Below are 12574 nucleotides of genomic sequence, written 5' to 3'. Positions count from 1 at the left end.
TAAAAGCAGAAAGCCATTCTTTGGAGAATGATTTTCTGCTTTTTTGTTACAATAATATTAATATGCTTTAATGGCTTATAACACAAACTTGTTCGTATCCAATATGTAATGCTATGTCCAAACCAGGTGGGTGAAAAGGTGAGCCCGTTAATTTTGCTTGTGGATGTAAATGAAGCGTCTCCCGTAATTGTTCGTCCATTGGAGCAGGAAGGTTATCAGGTGGTTCATGTTAGCAATACGACGGATGCAAGCTCTTATGTAGCCCATAATCCTGTGGATTTGCTGCTGCTCAATATAGAAGATGAACAGACGGTTTCGCAAGGCTTGCTTCGCATATTGCAGCAATACCATCCTCATGTCCCGCTATTAGCAATGACTTCATCAGATGAGGAGGACCATATTGTTTCCTGTTTTGAACAAGGAGCACATGATGTGATCGTTCTGCCCTTTTATCCTAGAGTTCTTCAGGCTAGAGTGGCTAATTTATTACGGATTTTTGGTATTGAACGTGATGTGAAAAGGGCAATCGAGGCGGGTGATTTACATATAGACAATGCAAGCAGAATGGTGAGCAGAGGGGGACAAAAGCTGGAATTAACTCCGAAGGAATTCGATCTTTTGCTTCATCTGGCGATACATCTTAACCAAGTTTGTAGCAGGCAGCAAATTCTGAAGGATGTTTGGAAACATGACTATATCGTTGATACGAACGTAGTAGATGTCTATATCAGACATTTGAGGGTTAAAGTAGATAAGGGGTATAAGTTTAAAATGATCCGTACGGAACGAGGTATTGGTTATTCACTCAGAACACCTACCGTATCAGAATAGTATTAGGTATAAAAAAAGCCGGAACTTTTCGTCCCGGCTCGCATATTTCAAAATGAGTTTCATGCTACAGCACTACAGCACGCGGCGTGCTTTAATGTATGTTCTTTTCCAGTTGCCAGAGTTCAAATCGGAGATGGTCACGCCAGGTCCGCCGTAAGTGTGCAAAATTTTACCCCCGCCCATATAGACTGCTACGTGGGTAATGTTGCGTCCTGTAGCACGACTACCGCTTGAAAAGAAAACTAAGTCGCCTTTTTTCAAATTGGACTTGGATACGGCATGTCCAACTTTAGACTGTTGAACAGAAGTACGCGGCAAATTTACTCCGTATTTCTTGAATATGTGCTTCATGAAAGAAGAACAGTCAAAATTACGTGTAGTGCTTGTGGAAGCTCCAAACTTATAAGGAGTTCCCATATATTTTTCACCGTAGTTAATTACTTTTTGGCCTACCGAAGTCGTAGTGGCGGCTTGTGCCGTATTTGTTCCCTCAATTGCAAAAGTGCCAAAGCCGATCGTGGCTGCGACCCCTGCTATAATTACCTTTTTTATGATTTTCTGCATATTCATGTTGTAAATACCTCCAAAAATTGATTTGTGCAATATTTTGCTGAGTTGCTAACTAACTGACAGCGTTGAGTATAACAGTTTTGAAGCCGCCTAATAGTTGGAAAAGAACGCTCAAATGCTTGAGGGACAAGACTTACACAGCGATTATTAAAAAATGATTAAAAATTACAATTTGTAAAAAATATATCGATTCATTGATCTCTATAAACGGAAAAACCCTTGTTCATCAAGGGTTTTGAGTGAAAAACAATTTATATAATGGTTACAATAATGTCATAATTAATCCTTGCTTTGAATAACGAGTAGCAGACCGCTTTTGATGGAAATCGTACCTTTTGAAGCCGTTAGCTTATTACTGACAGCACGTGATTGTCCCATTTTGAGGGTGGCATTATGTAACGGATACATAAATCCTTCTAGTTGTATGCCAGTTACTTCGGCGGTCATAGGAAGCAGCGATGTATATGTATAGCCCATAGGTTGGATTTCAAGCGTTGATCCGGTGAGCTCAATATAATTATGTGCGTCCATAATAGCGCAGCTAATATGATGCTGCATTGCACGTACCAATATTTGAACATTAGCCAATGTGTGGTCCATCCGGGTGCCAGTCACACCAAGCATCAGTACTTGATCTGCCTGTTCGTCCATAGCGATTTCTAAAGCAAGCTCAGTATCTGTTAAGTCTTTAAGTACTGGATCGCACGCAATCATACGTTGGCTTGCTGATTCTACCTTTTCTTTTTCCTCTGGTGTGATTGAATCAAAATCTCCTACAGAGATATGTGGTGTGATACCGTGCTCGATCAGGAAAAGAGCACCTTTATCTGCACCTATAATAAAATCATCGGGCTGTATTTGATGTAAATCTTCTTCATTAAGACGACCACCTGAAAATACAATCGCTCGTTTTTTTGTCATAATCAACATCCTTTCTTTCTGATACGATCCTATATATACCATCGTTTTTAAGTATACCGCGTTAAATATGGCTTGCACAATTTTGGAGGACATGGCTACAATGAAACAGAAAAAAGGAAGTGTAACGTGTAATAGGAAGGAGAACGAAATGATTAACGTTTTGTTTGTGTGTTTGGGCAATATTTGCCGCTCTCCGATGGGGGAGGCAATACTGAGACATAAAGCGCAGGAGCGGGGATTGGGTGCAGAAATCGGGGTAGACTCGGCCGGGACAGGCGACTGGCACATCGGAAATCCTCCGCATGAGGGAACACTAAAGCAACTTAAACTGCATGGAATCAGCGAACAAGGCATACAGGCGCGGCAAATAACGGGCCGTGATTTTGACGCGTTTGATTATATTGTGTGCATGGATGACTCTAATGAACGAAACATGCGAAAGATTGCAGGTGGAGCGGAGGCAGATATTCTAAAATTTATGGATTTGCTCCCTCAAGAAAAATTAAGAGAAGTACCCGACCCATATTTTACAGGGAATTTTGAAGAGACCTATCGATTAATGGACGCAGGTTGCGACGCCTTGCTGGACAAGATCGTAGAAGAAAAGCTATAATGTGAACGACAGATGACGGCAATCATTGCCGTTTTTCGTTATACATTTTTGAAAGCGCAACCAAACCATGCAAAAGAAGAAGGAGCTTTATAACCTAGTAGGTCAAATGCTCCATTCCCTTTTAGTTACCTTGGAGAATTTACTCAGGCGCGATCCAAAAAATACATTAGCGCGTCAGGCAACTCGTTTTGCCAAAAGCCCCACAAATGTTTGCCATCCTTTTCACGGTAAGAAACTTCAGCGTTCCGTTCGCGCAGCAAATCTGCGCATTGACGGTTAAGCTCTACAAAGTTGTAAATGCCAGTATCACTCTCAAATGCATCTTCCTGAAGGCCAACCGTCATCCACACCCGCAAATGAGACAGATCTTTCTCACGGGCGATGATTTCCTGCGAAGCTTCATAGTAAGCACCTGAGAGGCTGATAATGCGGTTGAACAACTGAGGATACATCAAAGCCAAATGCAGAGACACACTGCCTCCCAGTGAATCCCCCGCCAAAATACGGGACGCTGCATCTTTTCTTATAGGATACTTTTGCTCTACATAGGGAATAATCTCTTCTGCAAAACAGGCGGTATACGCCTCAAAACGATTGCCAAAGGGAGCATACTCCTGCGTTCGAATTTTTGTATTCACTTCCACACCTACAATAATGAAGGGTTCGACGCCCTCATCTAGAATGAGGCGGTTGGCATGAGTTGCAATGCGGCCAAAATTGAAAAATTCTTCTCCGTCCTGACAGTACACGACCGGGTAGCTCAATATTTCATTATAGCCGGGCGGCAAATAAATCCGGAGAGTTCTGGTCTCGCCAAGAAAGCGGCTGTCTACTTCGTCTTTAAGGATGGTTCGTTTTAAATACCGAGAATCCGTCATTTTTCGTCACCTTTCTTGGGTATTATTTTGCATTCGGGATCACAATAAGTTAAGATTACCCTGATTGCAATAGATGTTTAAAATTTCAATCATGTACTAAGCTGTTACAGTAAAAAACATACCCTGTTACACACACAAAAATGTGACAAACTCAAAAAAAATAACTAAATCTTTGACGCGAGCGATATAACAGGTGTATAATAATCCTATAACAGCGGAACTTGATATTCAAATTTTTTTGTTGAGGTGAAGAAAATGAGCAAGGTTCCTTATGAAGTTTACACAGAGGAAGTTGAGGCGCTGTCCGTACTTTCTCCGGATGGTGAAATTATCAATAAAGATATGTTGCCTAAACTCACAGATGATCAATTGAAAGAAATTATGTATCGAATGGTATTTACACGTACTTGGGATGACCGTGCCGTTAACTTAGGCCGTCAAGGGCGTCTCGGTTTCTATGCTCCGGTATCCGGACAAGAAGCAACCATGGTTGGTAGCGAATATGCGCTCCAAAAAGAAGACTTTATTGCTCCAGGCTACCGCGATATTCCGCAAATCGTTTGGCATGGCCTGCCATTATACCAAGCTTTCTTGTATTCCCGTGGTCATCAACACGGCGGCCAAGTGCCGGACGGTGTTAATGTACTGATGCCGCAAATCATCATTGGCGCGCAAATTTTGCATGCTATGGGTATTGCTATGGGTTACAAGCTGAAAAAACAAAAACAAGTCGCCATTACATATACAGGTGACGGCGGTTCTTCCGAAGGTGATTTCTACGAAGGCCTGAACTATGCTGGTGTATACAAGTTGCCAGTTATTTTCTTTGTGCAAAACAATGGTTACGCGATCACGACTCCATTCTCAAAACAAACGGCTGCTCTTTCGATCGCTCATAAAGCAGTAGCTGCTGGTATTAAAGGCGTGAAAATTGACGGCATGGACGTGCTTGCAGTTATTAAAGCCGTTCAAGAAGCTGCAGAGCGTGGACGTAATGGTGAAGGTGCTACTTTGATTGAAGCCGTAACGTACCGTTTCCGTCCGCATTCCCTTTCTGATGATGCAACAAAATATCGTTCTAAAGAAGAAGAAGGCGAATGGAATGCGAAAGATCCAATTGCCCGCTTTGCGAAATACCTTGAGAAAAAAGGCCTTTGGACTGAAGAAGATACAGCTCGCGTAAAAGAAGAAGCTAAGGCAAAAGTGAACGAAGAGATCAAAAAAGCCGAGAAAACAGAGAAAATGACAATTCCTGGCCTGATCGATAGCATGTTCGAAACAACGCCTAAGCACTTGGAAGAACAAAAAGCTGATTTTAAATAATTGAACTTGAAAGAGACCGGGCCGTAACCCGATCCGGTCTGCTTTTCGATTGACCTGAACTGAAATTGATCTGTCAATGTTTAAGGAGGAAATGAAGCAAATGGCACAAATGAACATGAAAGAAGCGATTCGTGACGCACTGCGCGTAGAGTTGAAACGCGACCCTAACGTCCTGCTTTTCGGTGAAGACGTAGGTCATGTAGGTGGCGTATTCCGCGCTACAGAAGGTCTGCAAAAAGAATTTGGCGAAGAACGTGTATTCGATACTCCGCTGGCGGAATCCGCAATCGGGGGTCTTGCTGTCGGTTTGGGTATTCAAGGCTTCCGCCCTGTAGCTGAAATCCAGTTCGTAGGCTTTATCTTTGAAGCGCTTGATCAAATGGCAATTCAAGCATCCCGTATGCGTTACCGTTCCGGTGGACGTTACAATTCTCCAATCGTATTCCGTACACCTTTTGGTGGCGGTGTTAAGGCAGCCGAGCTGCATACAGATTCCTTGGAAGGTCTGCTGGCTCAAACACCTGGTATCAAGGTTGTTGTTCCATCCAACCCTTATGATGCAAAAGGTCTTATGATTGCGTCTATTCGCGACAACGATCCTGTGTTTTTCATGGAGCATTTGAACTTGTATCATGCATTCCGCGCTGAAGTTCCTGAGAATGATTACACAGTTGAACTGGGCAAAGCTAATGTAGTTCGCGAAGGTTCCGATGTGACGATCATTACTTACGGTATGATGGTACACACTTCGATTAAAGCTGCGGATGAGCTGGAAAAAACAAAAGGTATCAAAGTAGAAATCATTGATTTGCGTACCATTAGCCCGATTGACATTGATACCGTTGTTGCTTCTATTCAAAAAACCAATCGTGCCATCGTTGTTCAAGAAGCGCAAAAGAGCTCCGGTGTAGCTGCTGAAGTTATTGCACAAATTAACGAAAAAGCAATCCTGCATCTGGAAGCACCCGTTCTGCGTGTAGCAGGTCCGGATACCGTTTATCCTTTTGCTCAAATTGAAGATACTTGGTTGCCAACGCCAACACGTATCATTGATGCGGTTAATAAAGTATTGGAATTTTAATTAAAGCACACCGTAAATTTGGGAGGTTTTAAACGTGGCTAAATTTGAATATAAATTCCCGGAGCTAGGTGAAGGTCTTCACGAAGGCGAAATCATCAAGATGCACATTAAGCCCGGCGACAAAGTAACAGATGAAGATATCATCATGGAAGTACAAAACGATAAGGCAGTAGTTGAAGTTCCTTGTCCGGTTAATGGTACAGTACAAGAAGTATTTGCCAAAGACGGCGACATCTTTAACGTAGGTCAAGTCGTAGCTGTAATTGATGCAGAAGGTGAACTTCCTGAACAGGAAGATGCACCAGAAGCACCAGCTGCTAGCCCTGAGCCAAGTGCTGCTGCACAAAGCGGAGCTGCAGATACAGCTAGATTTGAATATAAATTCCCAGAGCTGGGTGAAGGTCTTCACGAAGGTGAAATCATCAAGATGCACATCAAGGCCGGCGACAAAGTAACCGATGAAGATATCATCATGGAAGTACAAAACGATAAGGCTGTAGTTGAAGTTCCTTGTCCGGTCAATGGCACAGTACAAGAGGTATTTGCCAAAGACGGCGACATCTTTAACGTAGGTCAAGTCGTAGCTGTAATCGCTGCAGAGGGTGAACTTCCTGAACAAGAAGAAGCACCAGCTGCTGCTAAACAAGAACAGGATGCTGCACAAGGCGGAGCTAACACTAAACCAGCTGCAACTCCTGTTGCTTCTAACAAAGATGTACTAGCTACACCTAGCGTCCGCAAATTTGCTCGTGAGCAAGGTGTAAACATCGCTCAAGTGAGTGGCTCCGGCAAAAATGGTAAAATCACCAAAGAAGATGTAGAAGCTTTCAAAAATGGTGGAGGCCAAGCGGCTGCACCAGTAGCGAAAGAAGCTGCAAAAGCACAAGAGCCTGCTAAGAAAGAAGCGAAAGCTGCAGCAGCATCCGCACCAGCAGCAGATCCACGTGCTGAGGAAGAGCGCGTACCATTTAAAGGTATCCGCAAGGCTATTTCCAATGCTATGGTTAAATCGGCTTATACGGCTCCGCACGTTACGATTATGGATGAAGTAGATGTAACTGAACTGGTTGCTTTCCGTACTCGTATCAAACCAATTGCTGAGAAGAAAGGCACAAAAGTAACATACCTGCCATTCATCGTAAAAGCTTTGGTTGCTGCTTCCCGTCAATTCCCGGCTCTGAATGCCTCAATCGACGAAGAAGCAAACGAAATTGTCTACAAAAAATACTACAACATCGGTATCGCTACAGATACAGACAACGGTTTGATCGTTCCTGTTATCAAAGATGCTGATCGTAAGAGTATCTGGATGATTGCTGATTCCATTCGTGATCTGGCTGTGCGCGGTCGTGATGGAAAATTGGCAGCAAATGAGATGAGAGGAAGCACAATCTCCATCACTAACATCGGTTCCGCAGGCGGTATGTTCTTTACTCCAATCATTAACTTCCCTGAAGTTGCGATTTTGGGTACTGGACGCATCAGTGAAAAAGCAGTCGTGAAAAACGGTGAAATTGTTGCCGCTCCAGTAATGGCTCTTTCTCTGAGCTTTGACCACCGTATTATTGACGGTGCAACTGCTCAAAACTTCATGAACTATATCAAACAGCTGCTCGCTAACCCTGAGTTGCTTGTTATGGAGGTGTAATCAATGGTAGTAGGAGACGCTTCTCTGGATATTGACACATTGGTTATCGGTGCGGGTCCTGGCGGCTATGTAGCTGCCATCCGTGCCGCACAATTAGGACAAAGCGTATTGATCGTTGACAAATCTGAGCTGGGCGGTGTCTGTCTGAACCGTGGATGTATTCCATCCAAAGCTTTGATCTCTGCAGCTCATCAATACGAAGCAGCTAAACATGGCGAGTCTTTCGGTATTTCGGCTGAAAATGTAAAAGTAGACTTCGCTAAAACACAAGAATTCAAAAACGGCGTTGTTAAGAAAATGACAGGCGGCGTAAGTGGCTTGCTCAAAGGCAACAAAGTTGAAGTTTTCAATGGTGAGTGCATGTTCATCAACGAAAACGAAGCGCGTGTATTCAACGAACATGAATCACCACGTTACCGTTTTAAAAATGCAATTATCGCAACAGGTTCCCGTCCAATCGAACTGAAACCATTCCCTTTTGGTGGACGCATTCTGTCTTCTACAGAAGCATTGAACCTGCCTGAAATTCCGAAAAGCCTGATCGTAATCGGTGGTGGATACATTGGTGCAGAGCTCGGACAAATGTACTCCAAATTCGGTTCCAAAGTAACGATTATTGAAGGTATGGATACAGTGCTTCCTGGTTTCGACAAAGATATGACTTCGATCGTTGCGAAAAGCATGAAGAAAACGGGCATCGAAATCTTCACTGGCGCTAAAGCGGAAAGTGCAGAGCAAACAGATAAAGACGTAACAGTGAAATTCTCCGTTAACGGCGAAAGCAAAGAAGTAACTGCTGATTATCTGCTTGTAACTGTTGGACGTCGTCCAAACACAGACGGTGAACTGGGGCTGGATCTGATCGGCCTAGAACTGGATGAGCGCGGAATGGTGAAAGTTGATCACCAAGGACGTACTAGCATTCCTCACATCTTTGCAATCGGCGATATCGTAGCTGGTCTTGCTCTGGCGCACAAAGCTTCTTACGAAGGTAAAGTAGCTGCTGAAGCAATTGCAGGCGAGCCGTCTGTAGTAGATTACAAGTGTATGCCGGCTGTCGTTTTCACGGATCCAGAATGCTCCAGCGTAGGCTATACAGAGTCACAAGCCAAAGAAAAAGGCTACAATGTCAAAGTTGGCAAGTTCTCTTATGGAGCAAACGGTCGTGCGGTTTCCCTGAACGCTGCTGAAGGTTTTGTGAAAATCGTTGCTGACGCTGACACAGGTTTGGTACTGGGTACGCAAATCGTAGGTCTGGAAGCTTCCAACCTTATTGCTGAGCTGGGTCTGGCGATTGAAATGGGTGCTACACTCGAAGATATCTCCTTGACTATTCATGCTCACCCTACATTGGGCGAAATCGTTATGGAAGCAGCGGAAGTCGTGCTGGGTCATCCGATCCACGCATTGGCACCACGTCGCTAATACCATTTTTCATTATCTCGTTTTCGTTTTCATACATGACAAAGAGAGGCAAGGAGCGCTATATCTGCGCTCTTTGTCTCTTTTTTTTCAAACTTTAGGATTTTCAGGACTACTATGAAAATTCACACAGTACATGGTCAACGAAGTACCGTACATGATAAACTAACTATAGATATGGGTGCAGAAAAGAATTTTAAAGATTAGAATCTGGCGATGCCAGGTTTTTATTCATGCTCAAAGGAGAGGAATAACGTGCGTAACTATTTGGAACTGCTGGAGGATATTCTAGAGAATGGAGTAAAAAAAGAGGATCGTACAGGAACGGGTACACTATCTGTTTTCGGAAGGCAACTCCGTTTTGACCTGGCCAAGGGCTTCCCCTTGGTGACCACCAAAAGAGTACATTTGAAATCCGTTATTCATGAGCTGTTATGGTTTTTGCGGGGAGATACCAACATTTCTTATCTCAAGGAGAACGGAGTTACCATTTGGGATGAGTGGGCAGACGAGCAGGGGAATCTGGGGCCTGTATATGGGTCGCAATGGCGCTCGTGGGAAACAACAGACGGACAACATATTGACCAAATTGCGAATGTCATTGAAGCTATTAAAAAAAATCCGGATTCACGTCGACACATTGTCAGTGCTTGGAATGTGGCTGAAATCGAATCGATGAAGTTGCCGCCATGTCACTTTGTATTTCAGTTCTATGTAGCTGGAGGGAAGCTTTCCTGTATGCTAACGATGCGTTCTGTGGATACCTTTTTAGGGTTGCCGTTCAATATCGCAAGTTATGCATTACTAACGCATATGGTTGCACAGCAGTGCGGTTTGGAGCCCGGCGAATTTATTTGGTCAGGCGGCGATGTGCATATTTATTCAAATCATATGCAACAAGTGCATACACAGTTGGAACGTGATCCTTATCCGTTGCCTCAGTTGAAAATTCTGCGCAAGCCGGATTCGATTTTTGATTATACCTACGACGATTTTGCTTTTGAAAATTACGAATATCATCCAGGGATTAAGGCGCCTGTCGCCATTTGATTAGAGGAGGTGGGAAAATGGGCATTTCAATGATATGGGCTATGGCACAAAATGGTGTGATCGGCCGAGATAACAAACTTCCCTGGCGCCTCCCTAGAGACATGGCCTTTTTCAAAGAGCAGACGATTAATAAAACGGTACTCATGGGACGCAAAACGTGGGAATCCTTTGGAGGAAAAAGCCTGCCAAACCGGCGTAACGTTGTCTTGACCCGAGATCTGCGCTATCAGACGGAAGGTGCGGAAGTAATTCATTCAATGGAAGAAGGACTCCAATTAGCAAAGCAGGAAGAGTTAATGGTCATCGGAGGAGCAGAGATTTATTCACTGTTTTGGCCACATGCTGATCGGCTGATTGTGACTCGGATTGAGGAGGTTTTTGAAGGCGATACAACCTTCCCTGAGCTGGATTGGAACGGCTGGAATATAGTTAGTGAGACCCCAGGTATCAAGGATGACAAAAATCCCTATGAGTATCGTTTTGTTGTTTACGAGAGAACCGAATAAGAATAGACTATATCCGACCCCACTCATTTGAAAAATTAATAAACCATATAAAAAATCCTTTTGGCTGTTGATGCAGAAAGTTGCATAAGTTTTCATCACTTTTACGCTGTATTGTGATACAATAAATCAAATTCAATGAGAACAGACCCTTTCATAATACAAATAGACAAATTCGAATTTGACTTAAATTCTGAATGGATGATCGGGGTTCATAAGCGAAGAGATGGGGGAACGTAACATGTCTACACCAACTGGATTTATGGAATACACACGACAGCTTCCTACAGACCGGGACCCGGCAGAGCGTATAAAGGATTGGGAAGAATTCCATAAGCATATGTCTGAGGAAGAGCTGCGTACCCAAGGGGCGCGTTGTATGGACTGCGGAACCCCTTATTGTCATACGGGGATGGATATCATGGGAGCAACTTTAGGCTGCCCGGTTCATAATCTCATTCCGGAATGGAACAATCTCGTATATCGTGGTTTGTGGAAGGAAGCGCTAGAGCGGCTGCACAAAACGAATAACTTCCCAGAATTCACAGGTCGTGTTTGTCCTGCGCCATGTGAGGGTTCATGTACTGTGGGACTGATCGGACAGTCTGTTACAATTAAAACCATTGAGGAAGCTATTATCGAAAAGGGTTTTGAGGAAGGCTGGGTTGTCCCTAATCCGCCAGAAAAGCGTACAGGCAAACGAGTGGCTGTTGTCGGTTCGGGTCCGGCAGGTTTGGCTGCAGCGGCTCAGCTTAACAAAGCAGGGCACAGCGTGACTGTGTATGAGCGTGCAGATCGTGTGGGTGGATTATTGATGTATGGCATACCGTCCATGAAATTGGATAAAAAGGTTGTTCAGCGGCGTGTGGATTTGCTGGAGGCTGAAGGTATTCAATTCATCACCAATACGGAAATCGGCAAAGATATCCCTACCGATCAGTTGATTGGTGAATATGATGCTGTTGTTCTATGCGGTGGTTCTACGAAGCCAAGAGAATTCAACATTGAAGGTAGCGATTTGAAGGGTGTTCATTATGCGATGGATTATCTGAATGGTACCATCAAAAGTTACTTGGACTCCAATCTGGAAGATGGCAACTATTTGTCTTCCCAAGGTAAGGACGTTATTGTAATCGGTGGCGGTGATACGGGTTCGGACTGTGTAGCTACTTCTTTGCGTCATGGTTGTCGGAGTATCACTCAATTTGGCACACATACCAAAGCACCTATGGAGCGTGACCCGATTGCCAATCCTTGGCCACAATTTCCAAACGTGTATTCTCTTGATTATGCACAGGAAGAAGCTAAGGCGCTGTTCGGAGAAGATCCACGTGAGTTCTCCATCATGACGACCAAATTTGTAGGTGATGAAAACGGTAATCTGAAAGAGCTGCACACCATTCAAATTCAACGGATTGTTGATGAAACAGGGCGCAAAATCTATCAACCGATTCCAGGTACGGAGCGCGTATTCCCTGCACAAATTGCTCTTATTGCCATTGGATTTGATGGTCCTGAGCAAACGATTGTAGAGCAAATTGGCTTGGAGACGGATCGTCGTTCCAACGTTAAAGCACGTTATGGAAAATATGTTACTAATGTGGATAAGGTTTTTGCTGCAGGTGATATGCGTCGCGGACAAAGTCTTGTTGTGTGGGCTATTAATGAAGGTCGAGAAGCTGCGCGTGAAGTTGATAAATACCTCATGGGCGCTACCGTTTTGGTGTAATTATA

Annotated in this window: 12 protein-coding genes; 9 read left to right on the top strand and 3 right to left on the bottom strand. The window is 43.9% G+C overall.

The genetic code is table 11. The annotated features are described in order from the left end of the window. The first annotated feature begins 138 nt into the window (after window positions 1-138). Window positions 139-831, top strand: coding sequence for a response regulator transcription factor (locus tag ACYCS5_RS29045; protein WP_165146614.1), 693 nt, complete (start codon window positions 139-141; stop codon window positions 829-831). 72 nt (window positions 832-903) lie between these two features. On the opposite strand, the gene ACYCS5_RS29040 is transcribed toward ACYCS5_RS29045, so the two are convergent. Both ACYCS5_RS29040 and ACYCS5_RS29035 read right to left on the bottom strand, forming a co-directional pair. After that, on the bottom strand, window positions 904-1401 hold the full coding sequence (locus tag ACYCS5_RS29040) for a C40 family peptidase (protein WP_069011717.1): 498 nt from the start codon (window positions 1399-1401) through the stop codon (window positions 904-906). A 279-nt stretch (window positions 1402-1680) separates the two neighbouring features. After that, entirely contained in the window at window positions 1681-2322 is a 642-nt protein-coding gene (locus tag ACYCS5_RS29035; protein ID WP_029517441.1) for a thiamine diphosphokinase, read from the bottom strand. A gap of 148 nt (window positions 2323-2470) precedes the next feature. Here ACYCS5_RS29035 and ACYCS5_RS29030 point away from each other — a divergent pair, with 148 nt between their 5' ends. After that, window positions 2471-2935 (top strand): low molecular weight protein-tyrosine-phosphatase, encoded by a 465-nt coding sequence (locus ACYCS5_RS29030; RefSeq protein WP_029517442.1) that lies wholly within the window; start codon window positions 2471-2473, stop codon window positions 2933-2935. Window positions 2936-3078: 143 nt separating this feature from the next. Here the strand turns inward: ACYCS5_RS29030 and ACYCS5_RS29025 are convergent, their stop codons facing one another. Beyond that, a complete protein-coding gene (locus ACYCS5_RS29025) occupies window positions 3079-3813 on the bottom strand; it encodes an alpha/beta hydrolase (protein WP_025724149.1) in 735 nt (244 codons plus the stop codon). A gap of 255 nt (window positions 3814-4068) precedes the next feature. Here ACYCS5_RS29025 and pdhA point away from each other — a divergent pair, with 255 nt between their 5' ends. The 7 genes from pdhA (at window position 4069) to ACYCS5_RS28990 (ending at window position 12569) form a co-directional block, all read left to right on the top strand. After that, window positions 4069-5136: a pyruvate dehydrogenase (acetyl-transferring) E1 component subunit alpha gene (gene pdhA / locus ACYCS5_RS29020; RefSeq protein ID WP_029517443.1), complete on the top strand. Its 1068-nt coding sequence runs from the start codon at window positions 4069-4071 to the stop codon at window positions 5134-5136. Between the two features lie 100 nt (window positions 5137-5236). Further along, a complete protein-coding gene (locus ACYCS5_RS29015) occupies window positions 5237-6217 on the top strand; it encodes an alpha-ketoacid dehydrogenase subunit beta (RefSeq protein WP_013310510.1) in 981 nt (326 codons plus the stop codon). Window positions 6218-6251: 34 nt separating this feature from the next. Continuing rightward, a complete protein-coding gene (locus ACYCS5_RS29010; protein ID WP_165146611.1) occupies window positions 6252-7865 on the top strand; it encodes a 2-oxo acid dehydrogenase subunit E2 in 1614 nt (537 codons plus the stop codon). A gap of 3 nt (window positions 7866-7868) precedes the next feature. Then, window positions 7869-9290, top strand: coding sequence for a dihydrolipoyl dehydrogenase (gene lpdA, locus ACYCS5_RS29005; RefSeq protein WP_039271311.1), 1422 nt, complete (start codon window positions 7869-7871; stop codon window positions 9288-9290). Between the two features lie 252 nt (window positions 9291-9542). Beyond that, window positions 9543-10337 (top strand): thymidylate synthase, encoded by a 795-nt coding sequence (thyA, locus tag ACYCS5_RS29000; protein WP_069011721.1) that lies wholly within the window; start codon window positions 9543-9545, stop codon window positions 10335-10337. 17 nt (window positions 10338-10354) lie between these two features. Next, window positions 10355-10843: a dihydrofolate reductase gene (locus tag ACYCS5_RS28995; RefSeq protein WP_069011722.1), complete on the top strand. Its 489-nt coding sequence runs from the start codon at window positions 10355-10357 to the stop codon at window positions 10841-10843. Between the two features lie 238 nt (window positions 10844-11081). Continuing rightward, window positions 11082-12569 (top strand): glutamate synthase subunit beta, encoded by a 1488-nt coding sequence (locus ACYCS5_RS28990; RefSeq protein ID WP_459760575.1) that lies wholly within the window; start codon window positions 11082-11084, stop codon window positions 12567-12569. The last annotated feature ends 5 nt before the right edge of the window (window positions 12570-12574 follow it).

This window comes from Paenibacillus sp. SEL3 (genome assembly GCF_054602585.1).
This window is presented reverse-complemented; position numbering and strand designations above follow the sequence as displayed.

Coding starts and splice junctions, on each gene's coding strand:
- ACYCS5_RS29040 (WP_069011717.1), bottom strand. CDS start 1,401: ATGAATATGCAGAAAATCATAAAAAAGGTAATTATAGCAGGGGTCGCA.
- ACYCS5_RS29035 (WP_029517441.1), bottom strand. CDS start 2,322: ATGACAAAAAAACGAGCGATTGTATTTTCAGGTGGTCGTCTTAATGAA.
- ACYCS5_RS29030 (WP_029517442.1), top strand. CDS start 2,471: ATGATTAACGTTTTGTTTGTGTGTTTGGGCAATATTTGCCGCTCTCCG.
- ACYCS5_RS29025 (WP_025724149.1), bottom strand. CDS start 3,813: ATGACGGATTCTCGGTATTTAAAACGAACCATCCTTAAAGACGAAGTA.
- pdhA (WP_029517443.1), top strand. CDS start 4,069: ATGAGCAAGGTTCCTTATGAAGTTTACACAGAGGAAGTTGAGGCGCTG.
- ACYCS5_RS29015 (WP_013310510.1), top strand. CDS start 5,237: ATGGCACAAATGAACATGAAAGAAGCGATTCGTGACGCACTGCGCGTA.
- lpdA (WP_039271311.1), top strand. CDS start 7,869: ATGGTAGTAGGAGACGCTTCTCTGGATATTGACACATTGGTTATCGGT.
- ACYCS5_RS28995 (WP_069011722.1), top strand. CDS start 10,355: ATGGGCATTTCAATGATATGGGCTATGGCACAAAATGGTGTGATCGGC.
- ACYCS5_RS28990 (WP_459760575.1), top strand. CDS start 11,082: ATGTCTACACCAACTGGATTTATGGAATACACACGACAGCTTCCTACA.